This window comes from Steroidobacter agaridevorans (genome assembly GCF_009932555.1).
Taxonomy (GTDB): domain Bacteria; phylum Pseudomonadota; class Gammaproteobacteria; order Steroidobacterales; family Steroidobacteraceae; genus Steroidobacter; species Steroidobacter agaridevorans.
Genome location: NZ_BLJO01000002.1, coordinates 280,374 through 297,931, shown reverse-complemented (window position 1 = coordinate 297,931; position 17,558 = coordinate 280,374). Strand labels below are relative to the sequence as shown.

General features: G+C 61.1%; 15 protein-coding genes. 4 read left to right on the top strand and 11 right to left on the bottom strand.

Annotated elements, in window-relative coordinates:
* On the top strand, positions 1-2,380 hold a 2,380-nt coding region (locus GYH35_RS08155; RefSeq protein WP_161828128.1), incomplete at its 5' end, for a TonB-dependent receptor domain-containing protein.
* A gap of 58 nt (positions 2,381-2,438) precedes the next feature.
* Here the strand turns inward: GYH35_RS08155 and GYH35_RS08150 are convergent.
* From GYH35_RS08150 to GYH35_RS08110, 9 genes are all read right to left on the bottom strand, one after another.
* The gene (locus tag GYH35_RS08150; RefSeq protein ID WP_161815059.1) at positions 2,439-3,968 is read right to left on the bottom strand and encodes a PQQ-dependent sugar dehydrogenase; all 1,530 of its coding nucleotides are present in this window, start codon (positions 3,966-3,968) and stop codon (positions 2,439-2,441) included.
* Between the two features lie 68 nt (positions 3,969-4,036).
* Entirely contained in the window at positions 4,037-4,978 is a 942-nt protein-coding gene (locus tag GYH35_RS08145) for an SMP-30/gluconolactonase/LRE family protein (protein ID WP_161815338.1), read from the bottom strand.
* A gap of 74 nt (positions 4,979-5,052) precedes the next feature.
* Positions 5,053-5,907, bottom strand: coding sequence for a fumarylacetoacetate hydrolase family protein (locus GYH35_RS08140; protein WP_161815060.1), 855 nt, complete (start codon positions 5,905-5,907; stop codon positions 5,053-5,055).
* A gap of 76 nt (positions 5,908-5,983) precedes the next feature.
* Positions 5,984-8,311, bottom strand: a complete 2,328-nt coding sequence (locus GYH35_RS08135) for an outer membrane protein assembly factor BamB family protein (protein WP_161828127.1) — start codon at positions 8,309-8,311, stop codon at positions 5,984-5,986.
* Positions 8,312-8,391: 80 nt separating this feature from the next.
* A complete protein-coding gene (locus tag GYH35_RS08130) occupies positions 8,392-9,447 on the bottom strand; it encodes a sugar phosphate isomerase/epimerase family protein (protein ID WP_161815062.1) in 1,056 nt (351 codons plus the stop codon).
* Complete coding sequence (locus GYH35_RS08125; RefSeq protein WP_161828126.1) at positions 9,444-10,691, bottom strand: MFS transporter; 1,248 nt, start codon at positions 10,689-10,691, stop codon at positions 9,444-9,446. The genes GYH35_RS08130 and GYH35_RS08125 overlap by 4 nt, the downstream gene beginning before the upstream one ends.
* Positions 10,692-11,039: 348 nt before the next feature.
* Positions 11,040-11,384: a hypothetical protein gene (locus GYH35_RS08120; RefSeq protein WP_161828125.1), complete on the bottom strand. Its 345-nt coding sequence runs from the start codon at positions 11,382-11,384 to the stop codon at positions 11,040-11,042.
* A gap of 155 nt (positions 11,385-11,539) precedes the next feature.
* On the bottom strand, positions 11,540-12,664 hold the full coding sequence (locus GYH35_RS08115; RefSeq protein WP_161828124.1) for a hypothetical protein: 1,125 nt from the start codon (positions 12,662-12,664) through the stop codon (positions 11,540-11,542).
* Positions 12,615-12,920, bottom strand: a complete 306-nt coding sequence (locus GYH35_RS08110) for a hypothetical protein (RefSeq protein WP_161815067.1) — start codon at positions 12,918-12,920, stop codon at positions 12,615-12,617. Before GYH35_RS08110 ends, GYH35_RS08115 begins: the two co-directional genes overlap by 50 nt.
* A 59-nt stretch (positions 12,921-12,979) precedes the next feature.
* Here GYH35_RS08110 and GYH35_RS08105 point away from each other — a divergent pair, with 59 nt between their 5' ends.
* Positions 12,980-15,238, top strand: coding sequence for a flippase-like domain-containing protein (locus GYH35_RS08105; protein WP_161828123.1), 2,259 nt, complete (start codon positions 12,980-12,982; stop codon positions 15,236-15,238).
* A 12-nt stretch (positions 15,239-15,250) separates the two neighbouring features.
* Here GYH35_RS08105 and GYH35_RS08100 read toward each other — a convergent pair whose 3' ends face one another.
* On the bottom strand, positions 15,251-15,517 hold the full coding sequence (locus tag GYH35_RS08100; RefSeq protein ID WP_161815069.1) for a DksA/TraR family C4-type zinc finger protein: 267 nt from the start codon (positions 15,515-15,517) through the stop codon (positions 15,251-15,253).
* Between the two features lie 376 nt (positions 15,518-15,893).
* Here GYH35_RS08100 and GYH35_RS08095 point away from each other — a divergent pair, with 376 nt between their 5' ends.
* On the top strand, positions 15,894-16,232 hold the full coding sequence (locus tag GYH35_RS08095) for a hypothetical protein (RefSeq protein WP_161815070.1): 339 nt from the start codon (positions 15,894-15,896) through the stop codon (positions 16,230-16,232).
* A gap of 11 nt (positions 16,233-16,243) precedes the next feature.
* Here GYH35_RS08095 and GYH35_RS08090 read toward each other — a convergent pair whose 3' ends face one another.
* The gene (locus tag GYH35_RS08090; protein WP_161815071.1) at positions 16,244-16,702 is read right to left on the bottom strand and encodes a TIR domain-containing protein; all 459 of its coding nucleotides are present in this window, start codon (positions 16,700-16,702) and stop codon (positions 16,244-16,246) included.
* A gap of 108 nt (positions 16,703-16,810) precedes the next feature.
* Here GYH35_RS08090 and GYH35_RS08085 point away from each other — a divergent pair, with 108 nt between their 5' ends.
* Positions 16,811-17,554, top strand: coding sequence for an endonuclease/exonuclease/phosphatase family protein (locus tag GYH35_RS08085; RefSeq protein ID WP_161815072.1), 744 nt, complete (start codon positions 16,811-16,813; stop codon positions 17,552-17,554).
* Positions 17,555-17,558: the final 4 nt, after the last annotated feature.

The following is a 17,558-nucleotide window of genomic DNA, read 5'->3' as shown; positions in this document are numbered from 1 at the left end:
CGGCCGCCTGCACCTCGAAGGAAGCTTCGATTATTTCTATCAGCCTGGCCTCGAGAACAACGGTCTACGCCCGTATGGTGGCAATTACGAAGGCGGCTGGGTGAACGTCGGTGCGAATCCGGCTCGGCCATGCGCGGCGGGCACCTGCCCTGAGAATCCGTTTACTCCGATGTATAACGTCCGGCTTGCGAATGGCACCTATGGCACGCTCATCCATGGCGGCCGTACCGCGCGGCAAGCCGAAGCACGCGCCGGATCGACGCCTTTCTCGCTCACCGGCTACACCTTCGAGCCCACCCTGGTGGGCGGACCTGTCTCCGAATTCGGAGCGCATCCCGCCGACCTCGGAACGCCAACAGGCACGCCGAACTTCAACGTCGGCGGCGCCGATACAGCGGTGACTTTCGGCACGACGCTGACCAGTCTGCTCAATACCAAACAAACATTCGCACGCGCCGACTACGAGTTCGGCGAGAATCTCACCGGCTTCCTGCAGGGCAGTTTCAGCGACTCCGACACCCGCTACGTGACCGTGGGCGCCGGCACACAGTTTCAGTCGTTCCAGATCTATTCGGACAACGCCTTTTTGCCCGTGGGCGTCCGTCAGCGCATGCAGCAGGAAGGCCTGGCCTCGTTCGTCGCGAGCCGCGTCGAAGCGGATCAGCATCCCAAGGAAGTGCTCACCAACAACCGCGCCGCGACTGTGCTCGGTGGCTTGAACGGCCGCTGGTCGGACATGCAGTGGACGACAAACTTCTCTTACGGCCGCTCGAAGCTGCGCACGCGGCACTTCGGCAACTTCCACCAGCCCCGGTGGTTTGCCGCGCTGGACGCCGTCGATGCCGGCGAATTCAGCGGCGGCGCCGCCAACGGCAACATCGTTTGTCGCACGGATCTCACCAATCCCGGCCTGTTTCCGGGTTGCAAGCCGTGGAACCCGTTCGGCAACGGCTCGCCCTCGGCTGAATCCTATGCCTATTTCCAGGATGAGCCGTCGCGCTACCAGGTGGAGAACCGTACTTCGGGACTCGCCGCCAGTCTTTCCGGTCCGCTGTTCGATGTGCCGGCGGGGCCGGTCAATTTCGCGCTCGGCGGAGAATATCGCCGCCAGAAGCTGATACAGCAGAGCAATGTCGATCCGAGCACGCCCATCGAACTGTATGAGCCGGGCCTGGTCGAGGACGGCGCGACCAATCCGGCGAATCTCAACGGCATTCCCGAGGGGCTGCGCACGGCCGCCAATCCCTTCAATCTGCTCTGGAACAGCACCAACGTCGGCAACTCGTTCGGCAAGCAGAATATCGCCGAAGGCTTCGCCGAGCTGGCGGTGCCGATCCTCACCGATAAACCTTTCGCCCAAGAGCTCGAGCTCAATGGCGCGTTCCGTTACACCGACTACAGCGTGACCGGTGGGATGCGGGCGTGGAAAGTGGGTGCCCGGTGGTCTCCAGTCGAACAGATTCGTTTCCGCGGCACCTGGTCGCAGGATATCCGTGCTCCTACCCTCTACGAATTGTTTCAGGGCGTCGGCTCCACGCGCGGTACGTTCACCGATATCCACACCGGTCGGAACACCAACCTGATTACGCTCAATCGCGGCAACCCGGACTTGAAGCCCGAGATCGCACGCACCATCACGGCCGGCGCGATCTGGCAGCCAACGTTCTTTCCGGGATTCAGCGCTTCGATCGACTTCTACAAGATCAGGATCGAGGATCAGATCACTCGCCCGAACACCACGCTCATCAATCAGCTGTGCGAGGATAGCGGCGGCACCGGTCCCACCTGCGAGCTCATTGTCCGTCCATTGCCGTTCGACGATCGGTCTGCAGAAAACTTCCCGCTCAGCATCGCGACGGTGCCGTTCAATCAAGCGTTCAGCGAGATGGACGGCATCGATTACGAAATCAACTATGACATGTTGCTCGGACCGGGGAAGCTCGCCCTCAGACTGCTCGGCAACTACACGCGCGAGTTCACGCAAGCCTCGTCACCGGGCGCCATCCCGCTCATTCTGGCGGGTGCCGCCGCGGGTGTACCGAAGCATCAGATCACGCCGTCGATCGACTTTTCGACGGATCGACTGAGTGTCGGGGTGGATGTTCGCTATATCAGCGAGCTCTTCTACACCCTGCAACCGAATGTGTTCGTGACCAACAATCGGCTCTCGTCGGTGGCTTATCTGAATGCCAACCTCACTTACGATATCGTCGATGGCGAGAGCCCGGTCACACTGTACCTGAGCGGCGCCAACTTGCTCGACAAGCTCGTGTTCGCTCCGCAAAACAACGCTCAACCCACGGAGTTCTACCCGTCCTTTCAATCGCAGTACGACGTGATCGGCAGATACTTCACCGCCGGCGTTCGGTTCCAGTTCTAGCGGCCGCCTCGTCAGACACGCCCCGGCTCATGCTGGGGCGTTTTTTTTTGCACGATGATCAGTCCACCGGCATGAGTCGCACGACCATGCCGGGCGTGGACGCCTCGAGCTTCAAGCCCGTCGTCCCGCCCGTTGGATTTTGTAACAGCACATAGAACAGGCCCTCCGGCCCGACGATGGCGGTACGTGTACGCCCGAACTGTTGAAACAGAACTTCTTGCGCGACGACGCGGCGATCCTGGACTTCCAACCGGCGTAGCTGCTGTCCGGCCAGCCCGGCCACGAACAGATTGTTACGCCAGCGCGGATAGCGATCGCCGCTGTAAAACGCGATCCCGCTGGGAGCGATGGATGGCGTGTAATAAACGATCGGCTGTTCCATGCCTGACTCGGCGCGTTGGTCGATCCCCGGTTGTCTGCCCATCGTGATCACGCCCCAGCCGTAGTTCCTGCCGCGCTCGATGATGTTGATCTCGTCGCCACCGCCCGGACCATGCTCGGATGCCCAGAGCAGTCCTGTGACTGGATCCCACGCAAAACCCTGCGGGTTGCGATGGCCGTAACTCCAGGTGGTCGGGACGGCCCCATGCGTGTGGACAAATGGATTGTCGGAGGGAACAGAACCATCGTCGTTGACGCGGTGGATCTTGCCAATCGGCGTCGACAGATCCTGCGCAGCGGAGATCGAGCCGCGATCCCCGATCGAGAAGAACAGATGTCCGGCACGGTCGAACGTGAAGCGTGAACCGTAGTGAACACCGCTCGAAGTATAGAGCGCGGGGGGCGCCCGGAAGATCGTCTGAGTTTGCACCCATTCATCGCCGTCGAGCTTGCCGCGCACGACGACCGTCATCGAAGGTGGAATTGGCGCAGGTGCGTCGCCAGAAGGCGGCGGCGCCACATATCCGGGGAGCGTTTCGGCGTAAGACAGATAAATCCATCCATTGCGGCGGTAATCCGGATGTACTGCGACGTCGAACATCCCCGCGTCGTGGCCCACCCGCACCGTTGGTGTGCCCGCGACTGGCTTCTGCAAGAGCCGACCGTTTTCGATGATGCGCAAACGGCCGGGACGTTCCGTTACCAGCAAGCGGCCGTCCGGCAGGAGCGCCATTCCCCAAGGTACTTCCAGTCCGGCGGCGACAACCTCCAGACGGAATTTTTGTTTCGCGCTATCGACGATGCGATTGTTGGGTGATTCGACGAAGGGCCGCTTGCCCTTCATCGCCCCCGCCGAAGTGCGCAGGAACTGGATGAGGTGCCAGATTTCATCGTCGCTCAGCACACCCTTGAAAGCAGGCATTCCCGCGGCGGGCCTGCCTGCGTCGATCGTATGATGAAGCGCCTCATCGGTACGGCTCTCCAACAACGTCTGATCGAACAGGCTCGGCGCACGGCCGCCCGCGAGATCCATGCCGTGGCAACTCGAACAATGCTCCACGAACTTCTGGCGAAAGACTTCGTTGGATGTTTTGGCTTGGGAGCTTTGCCCGGGGGGTTTCGCATCCTCGACGGAACCCAGCGCTCCCGGCGCTGCCAACATCGCAATGATCAACACGGCCGCTGGGCCCCTCGGCGATCTGGACATCCGCGCCCCTGAGAAACCGGAGAGTTGTGAATCGATACTTTCTTCGAGCGCCCGGCAGCTCGTTGCGGTCACTGCCCGGCCGTGCGGGCGATCCGAGCAAAGCGTTCGCTGATCTTGCCGCGCACGACTTGCTGCGCGTTGGTGATGTAGATGTACCCATCCGCACCGAAGGCGCAGTTCGACGTGCGCCCCGCTACACGAATGTGGCCGATAGGGTGTCCCAGGCGAGAAAACACGTGAACGCCGCCCGGGCCGCTGCACCAGAGATTGCCACTTGCATCGGTCTTCATGCCGTCGCCACCGCCGCCGACAGATGAAGATGCGACGAGCACACTCCGCCTTGCAGCCTGCGATTGCGCGTCGAGCTCGATGGCAATCCATCCCGTGCGATCCGTGGCATACAGCGTGCGCTGATCGGGCGACAACGCAATGCCGTTCGGGAACAGCGCGTCGGTGATCAAGTGCACCTGATTGTCCGGCGTGATCCTGAAGACGCCGGTAAACGTGAGCTCGCGAAGCGGAGAATCCACGACGCCCGCCAGACCGTAGGGCGGGTCGGTGAAATAAATATCGCCGTTGTTTGCAACCAGCAGATCGTTCGGACTGTTGAACCGCCTGCCTCGATAGCGATCGACAAGCACGGTCCGTTGCCGCGTCTCGAGATCGATCGCCGAAACGCAGCGGTTGCCGCTATCGGCGATGAGCAGGCCACCACGACCGAGCGCCAGTCCGTTCGAGCCGCCTTCGCGAATGGTGGACGGAATAGGCGTACCGGCATAACCGGACGGGCGCAGGAACACCGCAGTCGAATGCCCGTCCCAGCGATGGATCGTGTTGCCAGGCACATCGGAGAACAGCAGATAGCCGTTCTGGTCGCCGACCCAAAGCGGGCCTTCCGTCCACTCATGCCCCGTCGAGATGATCTGCAAGCTGTCGACGACAGGATCGACTTCCGCCAAGGGCGGCGCAGATTGAGCCTGTACCGCCGCCGCATGGCACACGAGCGACATGCCCGATCCCGCGGCGGCGGCTGAGATCAATCCTTGGATGAATACTCTTCGGCCGTGATCGAGCATGTTTCGTGTCAGTCCACGCGCCGCCAGGGAACAACGCGCTGCTGCTGCTCCCCCAGCTTTTCGATGCCCAGGCGAATGACATCGCCGGCCTTGAGATAAACGGGCGGCTTCATGCCCAGACCGACGCCGGGAGGAGTGCCGGTGGTGATGATATCGCCCGGCTCGAGCGTCATGAATCGACTGATGTACGACACCAGGTTGCTCACGGTGAAAACCATCGTGCGCGTGTTGCCGGTTTGCATGCGCCGGCCGTTTACATCGAGCCACAGATCGAGATTCTGCGGATCGCCGACTTCATCGGCGGTGACGAGCCACGGGCCAACCGGTCCAAACGTATCGCAGCCCTTGCCCTTGTCCCATTGGCTGCCGCGCTCGAGCTGATATTCCCGTTCGGAGAGATCGTTGACCGTGAGATAGCCGGCCACGTGCGAAAGCGCTTCGGCTTCCTCGACGTAACGCGCGGTCTTGCCGATAACGACGCCGAGCTCGACTTCCCAATCCGATTTCACCGAGTCACGCGGCAACATCACGTCGTCGTCCGGTCCCTGGATGCAGGACGTCGCCTTCGTGAACAGGATCGGTTCGGCTGGAATCGGCATGTTCGATTCGGCGGCGTGGTCGGCATAGTTGAGCCCGATGGCGAGGAATTTTCTCGTGCCGCTCACCGGCGGACCATAACGCTGCGGACTGTCGACCTTGGGCAGGCTCTGCGAATCGATCGCGCGTAGCCGGGCGAGCACTTGCGGTGCGAGTGCAGCTGGCGTGATGTCCGCGACATGGCCGGACAAATCGCGGAGCGCACCCGACGCGTCGAGCAAGCCCGGCTTTTCACCACCCACGGGACCATAGCGAAGCAATTTCATGAACCGATTTCCTGAAATGAACTATTGAGCGCACTGGGACAGCGCGGCGATCCGACATCAAACATTGCAACCTGGCTCATGGCGCGGTTCCACCCCCCTCGGCCGTCGCCGCGGAATCGGCTGGCGGAAACGACTTGACCAGATACTCGGTGATGGTGGCGAGCTCGGCGTCCGTTGCAGCAGCGCCTTGGTTGGCCATCGTCTGTACGATCCGATCCCAATCGGTGCGCGCCAGTCGCTGGGCCGAGATTATCCCGGCCGAATGGCAAGTCGAACAAACGCGCAGCGTCAGGTCCCTACCCTCGCCTGCAGGGAAGTCGTGGGTGTCGGGCGGAGTTGTCGCTTGTGCTGTGCTCCGCGAGGCAGGAGCAGTGGCGTGGCGGCTGGGAACTTGATCTTTGGCGCCAGGTGCTCCTGATCGATTTCGGCTGATCAAGGACTGATCGGAACCGGACAAGGCAAATGCGATCAGCGTGTCGCTCTCCAGCTTGGCGCCGATGAGGCCGCCGCCTGTCGCCGTCACAGCGACGAACTGCTTTCCTCCCTCGCCCGCATAGGTAATCGGCGTCGCCTCGGCAGAGGCAGGCAGCTTGTAAGTCCAGATCTCTCGCCCGGTCTGCGTTTCGAACGCGCGGAAACGCGAATCGTCAGTGGCGCCGACAAAGGTCAGGCCGCCTGCCGTAATGATTGGACCACCCAGGCCGGGTCGGCCCGTGTTCTGCTTCCCTGCGGGCAGCGATTCGGTGATGCCGAGCGTGGAACGCCAGGCGATCTTGCCGCTGTTGACGTCGACTGCGACGAGCTGGCCCCAAGGCGTGGGTCCGCAGGGAAGATTGTTATCCGGGTTCCCAAAACGCCGCGTGCCGGCCAGCGGACCTGAATTGACGTAACTGCCATCCGCGTTGCGAACGATGCGCATAGGCTGGGCAAGATTACTGACGTTCACGACGAACAGGCCGTGACGAGGATCGAAAGCGCCGCCGTAGTAATTCACTCCGCCCTGCGTGCCGGGCAGCGAGACGACATAGCGATCGAGCACATTGGGTGTGTAGGGCACCTCGCCCATGATCATCGCGTTGTCATCGACGAGCTGTTCGCAGTAAGCCTTGTGCTCGGGTGTGTCCTTATAGAGGTTGTCGCGGCTCAAAGTATTTTGCGACAGCGGTTCGGGCAGAACCGGAAACGGCTGGGTCGGCGAGCTCTGCTCCCCCGGTATCGTGCTTTGAGGCACCGGGCGTTCTTCAACGCCGAAGATCGGTTCGCCCGTCACTCGGTTGAAGATGAACATCAGCGCGTTCTTGTTGACTGAAGCGACCGCGGGGATCGTTTTGCCGCCGCGCTTGACGTCCAACAGCATGGGCGGCGCCTGCGTATCGATATCCCAGACGTCGTGATGAACGATCTGGAAATGCCACAAATACTTGCCGGTGTCCGCCTCGACCGCCACCAGTGAGCTGGAGAATAAATTGTTGCCCGGTCGGTCGGTCCCAATGCGATCGTTGTTAGGCGCCCCGAAAGGCATATAGAGGATGCCGCGATCCTCATCGACGGTCATGTAACCCCAGACATTGGCGCCCGACCTGTGGTGGGCGCTATCGCCGCCCCAAGTGTCGTGGCCGAGTTCTCCCGGCCGCGGTACCGAGTGAAAGGTCCACACCAGCTTGCCGGAGCGCGCATCCCACGCTCTGGTGTCGCCCGCCGGACCGCGGCCGCCAGTGCTCCCACCCGGACCCTCGCCCGGACCCGCGCCGGTAATGATCAGATTTTTGTAGATCAGCGGCGGTGACGGCAAGATATAAGTCGCCGCGGGGCCGGTATGCATCACCTCGGGGGTCTTGAGATCGACCACCCCACTCTCCCCGAAACCGGCGTACGGCTTCCCGTCCCGAGCGGATAGCGAATAGAGCTTTCCTGCTCGCGTGCCGACGATGATCGCGGGCGGGCTCTGCGCATCGCCAGGCCAATAGCTCACACCTCTGAGCGAGGCGCGATCGTTGTTGGGGAGAGCGAACACCCATTTTTCCGCGCCACTCGAAGGATCGAGCGCGACGATCCTGCCATAGGGCGTTGGTAGATACATGGTGCCGCCAACGACAAGTGGAATGGCCTGCGAATGTTGGAGCCGGGATGGGCTCTGGCCTGCCGCGACAGGCGGGCGCATGTGGTAAACCCACGCTGGGCGTAATTGATGGACGTTTGCAGGCGTGATTTGCGCGAGCGGCGAGTAGCGCTGCGCATCAGCCCCCTTGTTTACCGAAGGCCAGTCCGGCGACAGAGCCGGTGTTTCAGGCGTCGGCAGTTGAGCACATGCCCCCGCGAGCATGATTGCGAAGAGAGCGCCAGCTACCGACCCCGCTCTGACGATCATCACCTTCCCATCGGGACCACAGCGAAGCAATTTCATGAACCGACTTCCTGAAATGAAGCATCACGCGCACAGGGATGGCGCGGCGATCCGATATCGAACGTTTTGAGACCGCCGCATCAGGCGATATTCACGCGCCCCCACTCCAGGGTTGCGCGATTGTTATCTTCCTCGGCCTGCAGGCGTTCTTGTGGCGAGAGTTGACTCACATACGGCAGCTCGCTGGTATGCGCTTTCACCCATTCACGATGCGCCGCCAGTTCCGCCGCGGAGCGTCCCGGGAAGCTCGCCCAGTAGGCCGGCTTGAGATACGGCACGCGCAGGGGATCGCGCGTGATGAGCTCGTGCAGGCAATTGAGCTGCGGATTGGCGGCTTTGAGAATCGCCCACAATGCCTTCTGCTTGGTAACGCCGGTGTCGAAGCGCACCTCGGACAACAGGAACCCATCTTCGTAGAGCGCCACGCCCATGTCCTTCATCGAGCACGACAGCACGTAGGGCGCGAGCTTGGTGCAGACTTCGGTCGGATCCTCGAGCATCGACATGTTGTTGCCTGGATCGATCAACGCGCCGAGATATTCGCTGGACATCGATCGAAGGAACTCCACATGCTCGTCGACGAGCCGATCCTTGTGGTTTTCCAGCGCGACCTTCACTCCGATGCGCTCGGCGATCGGCACACACCGCCGCACCACTGCGTTGGCTTCTTCCTGCCACGCACGGTACTGCTCCGCCGACGTGAAGCTCTCATAACGACGGCCACTCGAACCCTTCGGCGGTGGGCTGACGGCACGGACGACTTTGCCGCCCATTGCCTTCGTGTCGCGCAAGGACTGTTCGAACCGCTCGAAGCCTTCGCTCAAGGAGCGCGGTAGCCGCGCCTCGCCCTCGAACCACATGTCCAGTTTCTCCATGCGGCGGCGTAGCGCTTTCAGATCACCCTGCGGCGTGAACTGCAGACCGCCCGCTCCCAACGACCGGCAATATTCCACGTAGGCCATGGAATCCTGGCGCATGGCGGGAGCCACCTGCAAACCGTCCAGATGGTCCTTCATCGCCGTCGATGCGATCCCCATAGGCGAACGTGGCGGCATGGGATCGGACGCCTCGGCGCCACTCCAGCGGCCGATACTGAGCGCCGCACCGGCCAACAAGAACTGACGTCGCGAGGTCATACCGGAGCCTCCACAGCATTGCGAGCCGCAACCTTATCGGGATCGAGATAGAGCCAGCAGACCGCGGAGATGCAGGCCGCGCCCGCCATGATCTGCAGCAGCACGTTCCAATCTCCCGCATATCGTTCGAGAATGAAGCCGCTCAACACCGGCGCCACGAATCCCGAGAAATTCCCGAACATGTTCATCATCGCCGCGACCGTCGCCGTATAGCGGCGCCCGATCTCGGCGCAGGTGTTCCAGGAGATCGGCATGGTGAGATCGCTGCAGAAACTGGCGAGCGCCATGCAGGTCATCGCCAGCCCGACGCTCTGTAATTTAGTAACCGCGTACAGCAGTCCCGCGGTGGCCGCAAAGCCGAGAAACGCAACAATCCGCCGCGGGACCTTGATAGGCAACAGTCCTGAAATGAGCGAGCCAAACCCGCCGAACAAGAGCGGCAGAACCGAGTAGCCTGCAGCCTCCGCCGCACTCAGATTCCAGGCTTCACGCAGATAGCTGGGCAGCCAGGTGACATAGAAGTACCAGACGAAAGAAAAGAAGAAGTACTGCACTACCAACACGCACACGTCGGGCCGGGTGAAAAGGCTCAACCAACTGCCGCCATGGCTTTCGGAGCCGAGCTGGCGTGCGCCTTCGAGCAATTTCAGCTCGGCGGCGTTGACGTTGGGGTGCTCGGCGGGATCGTCCTTGAACCATGCAAGGAACACGAGCACCCAGATGACGCCGACCAGGCCGAACAAGACAAAGGACCAGCGCCAACCCACGGCATTGATCGCCAACAGCGCCAGTAGCGGCGTTCCTGCCCCGCCCCACCGCGTGCACGCCCACATGATCGCCTGCGCCCGCACCCGTTCACCGCGCGGCAGCCAGGTCGAGAGCATTCTCGTCAGATTCGGAAAGGCGCCGGCTTCACCTGCCCCGAAGAGGAAACGGATCACCCACATCGACGTGAGATTCCACGCTGCGCCCGTCAGTGCCGTAAAGGCGGACCAGAGGATGACGATCTGAGCGAGCACACGGCGCACGCCCAACTTATCTCCTAGCGCGCCCATCGGAATCTCGAACAAGGCATAGGACAGGCCGAAAGCGCCAAAGACCATGCCGAGCTCCGCCTTCGACAGCCCGAGATCGGTCGAGATCGGTCCGGCCGCCTGCGAGATGGCAACGCGCTGAATGTAAGCAATGATGGCCAGCGTGAGCGCAAAACCAACGACGACGTAGCGGGCGCGAGAAGGCCTCATGGGCAAGCGACCCGGCGAGCTTCGGCACAGTGCCGGAGAGATCTTCGAGTCCGGAGCAGCGCGGAGTGATTGCATCTCACGTGCCGGCCGACGCCTGGCCTTGTCGACCGCGACCCCCTCGAACAGACCATGCCGTCCCCTCCGCGTCAGCTTTGTTCAGATTTGTGACCTGTATACTATATGCATCACCGGCACTGTCAACACAGATCACCGGGTCCCAGGACACCGCGCGGAGTGTGTGAACTACAACTTTGCGATGGGATCTCGAGATTCGCCGCCCACGCGTTTATCCACTAGGTCGGTTATCGGGCGAGAACAATCGGGCGTTCCGGCCTGTGTTGAGACAAATTACGGTTGAAAGTCTCCACCGCGCCGATCCAATTCACCGATCAGCTTGTTCTTGGGAGGGTCCGACCATTGCTTCTGCAGCTCCAGGGCCACGTCGATCTGCCGGGCACGAATGGCATCGAGAATCTTTCGTCGATTCTCCGGGTTGTTGTCGTCCGAAGGTTCGGGCTTGAATGGCACGATCTCCAGCTGACGCTTCCTGATCAGCTCGAACAGCAGTCGCTGGCGCTCTTCCAGCGGCAACTCGGGGTCGAGCGCTGCATTGATCTCATCGACGATCGATCTGTCGATCCCGCCGAGATATTCATTCAGCCGTCGAATGAACAACTCCCTGAGGATCACCATCTCGACTGCTTCATCAAGACACCTTCGATGTGCCCATGTTTCTCAGCGAGCTCGCGACCGACTCGGTCGTTGTGTCGGTCCATTCGACCTTCATCGAGATCGAGATTGAACGCTTCGCGAATGTATGATCCTGCACGCGCAACGCCCTCGCCTCGTTACTTGCCGGGCGAAAGTGTGAACGCGGTGCCGACGAACAACCCGACGTTGATCCCGCCCTCATCGTCGCGCCATCCTGCCGTGAGACCGCCAGTCAGCCTTCCCTTCTCGTTGCTCCACAGATAGACAGGCACGTCAACTCCAAGCACGCTGTCTTTGAAGTCGTAGTTGACCGACGGGCTGAATGCGATCGGCGCTCCCCACAAGTTAGTGCTGCGGCGAAACTCCATCGTGGCCACGGTCTTTTCGTTCTTCTTCGGCTCATCGAGCGGTGCGGTCACGCAGCTGACAACCTGGGCGCCGCCAGGCGCTGGACAATTGGTGGTGACATCACCCGATTTGTACGCGTCCTCATAACGAACGGCGAACGTGAGCAACCCGACGCGGCGCCGTTGGGCCGCGACGAACACTTGCGCCGACCAGGGCGTGCGTCGTTCATCCATCTTATCGGTTGTGTCTGACGCCAGGAATTCGTATTGCTTGGTGCCGATCGTGACGGCGCCACCCCAGGCCCACTGCATGGGGGAAAAGAACAGCCCACGCAAACTCTCGAAATCCGCTTCGCCCAACACCTTCTTCGCAATGCCCAAGTCGCAGGGCGGCAGCGCCCCCAGGGTCTCAGAAGGCCCTTCGGCATCGACATCGCAATAGCGCTTCAGCTCCTCGTCCCGGGGATTTCGACGAGTGAGTCGAACGTTGTTGTACTTGAGTGTCCCACTGAACGCATCGGCGAGCCCGTCCAGCGTGGCAAGCTCGGTATTGCTCTCGTCCTTGTTGAGTGGCGCTTTCAGTGTCAACGACCACGCTTCATAAACCGAGACCTTCTCCGTACCTTGCTCAAAGGCCGAGCGGTCTTCCTCTCCGGTGTCACCGTGAGAAAACTGCAGCGACACATTGCTCTGGTCCTGGCCCGCGAGAATCTGCACAGCATCGCGAGCCAGCTGGACGGGTGACTCCAGCAGTCCGGGGCGCGCGTCCGTCAATGGCCGTGCTGGATCGGATTGTGCGTGCGCCGTCGTCACGACAAGCAGCAGCGTCAAGTAAAGCAGGCAAGCCCTAGGTGTCGCCTGCATGTTACTTTTTGCCCTTGATCGAAAGGTCGAAACGACGTCGTCCACCGCCATCGTATTCATCCTTCGGCACCTCGCTTTCTACTTTGACGACGATCTGCGCTCCTTCCGCATCGAGGCTACCGACGATGCTGATCTTCGTTCCTTCCTCGCCGGTAAACCACCACGTAAGGACATGCTTTTGGCGGACGCCGTCGACAGTCGTAGTTCCTTTGTGATTGTTGAGCGAGACGTCTTGATCATTGACGGCGATCCAATGCCCTCCTGACTCTCCCGGATTGACACTGAAGTAGATAGTTCTCTGGGACATCGCTCCTCGCCTCGTTCGTTTTTCTCACGCCAGTTCGATCTTCTCCACGGAAGCGCATCGTGCCGACCCATCCCGTGTATGACACCGCGCCGCCGTATCGTGATTTTGGTTCAACGGCGTGGAGCAGTTGTTCTTCTTGTATCAAATATATCCTGACTTCATTTGAGATGCATAGCCGAAGTGGCACGCACCAAATTGGAAATAGTCCGGTGGCGGAAAGCCGCGCCATTCGTCCGGGGATCGCCGCAAGAGCAATGTTTCTTATCGTGTGCCGTCACCTCGCCGACTCCGGGCGGGAACGCCTCTTTACGGGCCTCCGGCTGGAAGGAATACCGACAGTAGCGAGTTCAAGCCCACCGTCGATAGACTCGGCGCCTGCCTCGGTCCCTCAAATCTCCAATTACAACAACGCGGCTGATTCAGAGATGAAAGAGCCCACACCGCAAACACAGCCAACGCCAGCTTCGACCGCGATCGTGGCAGTGATGCGCTGGCTTGTCGCGCTCGTGACGGGGGCAATAATCGGTGCACTGTTGGTTCTGCTTTTCATGAACCACACTGCCCTCCTCTCGAAGTGGCTCATGACGGCGATAGCGGTCGGCATCGTATTCTCCATGCTTGTCTTCCTGCTCATGGCTGCAGCGCGCATCGCACTGCGCCGCGGTTTGAGGCAGGCAGCTGCGGAACCGGTCAGCCAGGCGCTTGGGACGGCTATCGCGAAATGGACCGGCAAGGACTTATCCACGACCGACGTCAATGCGCTCGGACAAAATGCGCTCGCGATCGCCGAGACCTGGTTGCTGGGCATTTCGACCGCGTTCTTCATCGGTCTTGCCGTCACGCTCGCAGGAACAATGGTTCTCATGGCGCAAACGTTCGCATCATACGAACAGGTGCAGCGGCTCGATCGCCAGAACCAATTGCTGGCGGATGAACTGCTCCAGAGCGAGGCCAATGCGGCACGTAGCGCATACCATTCGCAACTCGAATCGGTGCTCTCGAATGTAGATTCATTTCTGGACGGCGCCAGGAATGGCGGCAAGTACGATGACTTTGCCTTGAAGGCGCGCTTGAGGGCGGTGCTCGCCAGCGCCTCGAGATATCAACGGTTGGACGATGCGCCGGAGGGATACCGATTCAGCCCCGAGCGTGGCCAGCTGTTCGCCCTGCTGGTCAATAGAGGGATCTGGCAATTGGATGAGCTGCCGTTCGAGAGTGCGAATCTGGCCGAGCAACTCATATTGCCTCCGCGTGCCGCCGATCCGGCCTTGCCGCACACCACGGCCGCGGCGGCGATCAACCTGTCTGGGGCCAACCTGCGGGGCGCGCAAATACTCGACATCAATCTCACTGCGGCCAATCTCAGCAATGCACTCCTTCCCGCGCCTGAAGAATTCCGCAGTGAGTTCATTACGCTTCCCACGGCAAGAGGTTTTCCGCTGGCTGGGCCGATGTACTCGCGCGGAGTGCAAGTAACGAGGTTTGCCGATGAAGAAACAATCGATGTGGAGCAGCGCTTCGGCGGAACAAATTTCGAAGGCGCCTACGTCCCCTCGCCCGAATGGCTGAACGAAATGCGCGATCGCATCGGTGGGTCGCGCATTCAATTCAGTCGCTGGCGGCCTCACAAGGATGCATCCGGCAAATATTGGCGACTCCACCTGGATACGACTGCCGTTGCCGCGGACTCCATCGTACTCGATGAGATTCAGGCTTGCTCGGGTGGGCGTGAGCAAGCCCCCGAAGATCCGGATGACGAACTGCTGCGCGCCGTTGCACTGATCAGCGCACAGGCGAGCGACATCTATCGTCCGTACAGCCGGGAAAAAGGCTGGGCCATCGTGACGGCCTCCGATCCTGCTACCGCCCGCTGCCTGCAAAGTGCCGGCGCGCAGTGGGACAATGCATTCTTCGGATTCGATATGCGTGCCGACACTCTCAATCTGGATGGACTGCGGCTGGCCAGAGCGAGCTTCGTAAATGGCTGGGCAAAGCAGTTCAGCGCAAGAAACGCCGAGCTTCCGCCTGCCGAGGCATTCGATTTCTTCAGCCTCGAGCCGGGCGCCGACACCTTCCTCATCGACGATGCGATCGTTCCGACCTCTGACTGGCTGGAGACAATGGGCTCGAGGCTGTTGTTCCGCGCCTCGAAGGTCCTATTCCGACCCGCATGCGCGAGTCCAGACCTGCCTTTGTGCGGGGAACTGAAGAACTACACGCTGGAGCCGGTGCGTGAGGGCGGCACGAGCGGCCAGAGATATCGTGTAAAGCGAAAGGCCGCCACAAAAACGAGCGCGTCCGTTGCAAGTGCCCGGTAATTTGCAATCCACTCAGCGCAGCTGACTGTCTTTACTGCCGCGCCGGTTGTAGCCGGCGAACGCGGCCTGGTCTTTGTCTTCCGCTTCCTGGCAAGCGATGCACAGGCGCACACCCGGGATGGCTTTGCGTCGGGCCTCGGGAATCTCGCCGCCACAGTCGGCGCAGTGGGTCAGGCCCGGGCCGCTGGGCAGCAGACTCTTGGCGCGCTCGACGGCGTCCTTCACCGTCGCGTCGATCTGATCCTGAACTGCGCCGTCACCCGCCCAACCTGTGGCCATTGTCACCTCGCCCTCGATGCCCTTGCGAAAACACATCGATGAGGGCGAGTGTAAGCCCGCTCAAGGTCTCGAGGCCCAGCTCGCATCGGCATCATATTGAGACGATTACGCTTCTTTGCTGACCTGCCGGAGAGCACTACCTAAGCAAAGCGACCACATCCTGTAGCAATCTGGATCGCGCTGCCAAAAAACTGGCTCAGGGCCGTTGCCTTTCGAAGTCGCTGGAGTATATTCCGGCCATAGACGCTTGAGCGGATGGAAAAAATGCCGCCGGGCGACTGAGTAACTTCTCAGCTATCGCTCGCCGTTGTTGTTGCTGGAATGATCGTGTGATCCTTGGCGCCATCAGCGGCTAACCCATCCGGGAGTCAGTTGAATGAGCAGCGCCTGGGAGAATTTTTTCGCCGCGACGGTCGTGCTTGCCTCGGCCGGGCCGATCAAGCATCGCCTCGCCGAGGCGTATCGCGAGCACCTTGCCGATCTGGAAGAAGACGAACTGCCGCGGGAGATCCGCGACGAATTCAGCTCATTGTCCTCCGCCATGTCCTGTGTCCGCCCGATGAAGGGCGAGAATCCGATTCAGGCGACCGTCCGCAAGATGTCCGACCTGGAGGCCGGCGGCTTCGCGGTCCGGATCGTCGGCATGCTCGGCGTATTGGCCCGCCTGCAGGCGGCGCAGCGTGCACCGAAGCTGCGCGCCGTGGGTGAAGACTAAAGTCCTGTCGACTAGTCCAGCTTGAACTCGATCGTGTCCCAGCGGGCCGTGTCCTCGTGACGGGCCTGCCGGCGGATCGCGTCCGCGATCGAGCGCTCGTTCCATTCGATGATCTCATCGCCGAGCGCCTCCAGCTGCACCGGCACCTTCTCCTTGACGCCGAATTTCTCCAGCACGATCACCGGCTTTTCGAAGCCCTTGGCGCAGTTCAGCTGGAAGTCGATCAACTCCCGATGCCGCTGGTACAGCGCCGCCGGCACGATCACCACCTCGGCCAGATTGATCTGCTTGCGTAGCTCGTCCTTCATCGCCTCGCGCGAACTGGTGGCGAACTCCGGATTGCTACAGTTGCGGTAGTAGAAATTGTGCGAACTCTCCAGATACTCGAATACCCGGTGATAATCGTCCGAGGGCTCGAACGCATGACTGACGAACACCCGCACCGGATTTTGTTGAGAAACGCTGCCCACTTGGCTGGCTCCCGCCGCGATGATGGCCCCATTCTAATCCATAATGCTGCTGTAGAATGCGGCCCCGCCCGCGCTCCCAAGCGGATGGTTTGAGCTCACGCCCCACAGATGCGCTTCGTCCTGTACAACATCCGGTACGCCACCGGTTTCGGCCCGGCCTTCCACCTGCCGGTGCCGGGCGCAGGCTACCTCCGCAGTAATACGCGCGTCCTGAACGGCATTACCGAGTGGCTGAAATCCCTAGATCCTGACCTGGTCGGGCTGATCGAGATCGACACCGGGTCGATCCGCTCCGGGCTGGTGAACCAGGCCAAGCAGATCGCCGACTCGCTCGGCCATTACTCGACCTACCAGTGCAAATACGGCACGGCTTCGATCAACCAGCTGATGCCCATCGTACGCAAGCAGGGCAATGCCTTTCTGGCCGCGCCGCGCGTCGAGGGCGAGCGCTTCCACTACTTCGAAACCGGCATCAAGCGGCTGATCATCGAGCTGGAGCTGGAGGAATGCGCGATCTTTCTGGTGCACCTGTCGCTGAAATTCCGCCATCGCCACGACCAGCTGCGCCACCTGCACGAACTGGTGAAGCGCGCCAGCAAGCCGGTGATCGTGGCCGGCGACTTCAATACGTTCTGGGGCGATCACGAGATCTACCTGTTCATGGAGGCCTCGGGCCTGAAAAGCGCCAACCGGCTCGGCCTGCCCTCCTACCCCAGCCACAAGCCCCGCAAGGAGCTGGACTTCGTGCTGTATTCCAACGGCATCGAGGTGACTCAATTCGATGTGCCGGACGTGCGGTTCTCCGACCACCGGCCCTTGATCTGCGATTTCAATATCCGGCCTAGAACCTGAACAA

Bases quoted from the DNA above. Each gene is read 5' to 3' on its own strand.
- GYH35_RS08150 (WP_161815059.1), bottom strand. From the start codon at position 3,968: ATGTCCAGATCGCCGAGGGGCCCAGCGGCCGTGTTGATCATTGCGATG.
- GYH35_RS08145 (WP_161815338.1), bottom strand. From the start codon at position 4,978: ATGTCGCTCGTGTGCCATGCGGCGGCGGTACAGGCTCAATCTGCGCCG.
- GYH35_RS08140 (WP_161815060.1), bottom strand. From the start codon at position 5,907: ATGAAATTGCTTCGCTATGGTCCCGTGGGTGGTGAAAAGCCGGGCTTG.
- GYH35_RS08135 (WP_161828127.1), bottom strand. From the start codon at position 8,311: ATGAAATTGCTTCGCTGTGGTCCCGATGGGAAGGTGATGATCGTCAGA.
- GYH35_RS08130 (WP_161815062.1), bottom strand. From the start codon at position 9,447: ATGACCTCGCGACGTCAGTTCTTGTTGGCCGGTGCGGCGCTCAGTATC.
- GYH35_RS08125 (WP_161828126.1), bottom strand. From the start codon at position 10,691: ATGAGGCCTTCTCGCGCCCGCTACGTCGTCGTTGGTTTTGCGCTCACG.
- GYH35_RS08120 (WP_161828125.1), bottom strand. From the start codon at position 11,384: ATGGTGATCCTCAGGGAGTTGTTCATTCGACGGCTGAATGAATATCTC.
- GYH35_RS08115 (WP_161828124.1), bottom strand. From the start codon at position 12,664: ATGGCGGTGGACGACGTCGTTTCGACCTTTCGATCAAGGGCAAAAAGT.
- GYH35_RS08110 (WP_161815067.1), bottom strand. From the start codon at position 12,920: ATGTCCCAGAGAACTATCTACTTCAGTGTCAATCCGGGAGAGTCAGGA.
- GYH35_RS08100 (WP_161815069.1), bottom strand. From the start codon at position 15,517: ATGGCCACAGGTTGGGCGGGTGACGGCGCAGTTCAGGATCAGATCGAC.
- GYH35_RS08095 (WP_161815070.1), top strand. From the start codon at position 15,894: ATGAGCAGCGCCTGGGAGAATTTTTTCGCCGCGACGGTCGTGCTTGCC.
- GYH35_RS08085 (WP_161815072.1), top strand. From the start codon at position 16,811: ATGCGCTTCGTCCTGTACAACATCCGGTACGCCACCGGTTTCGGCCCG.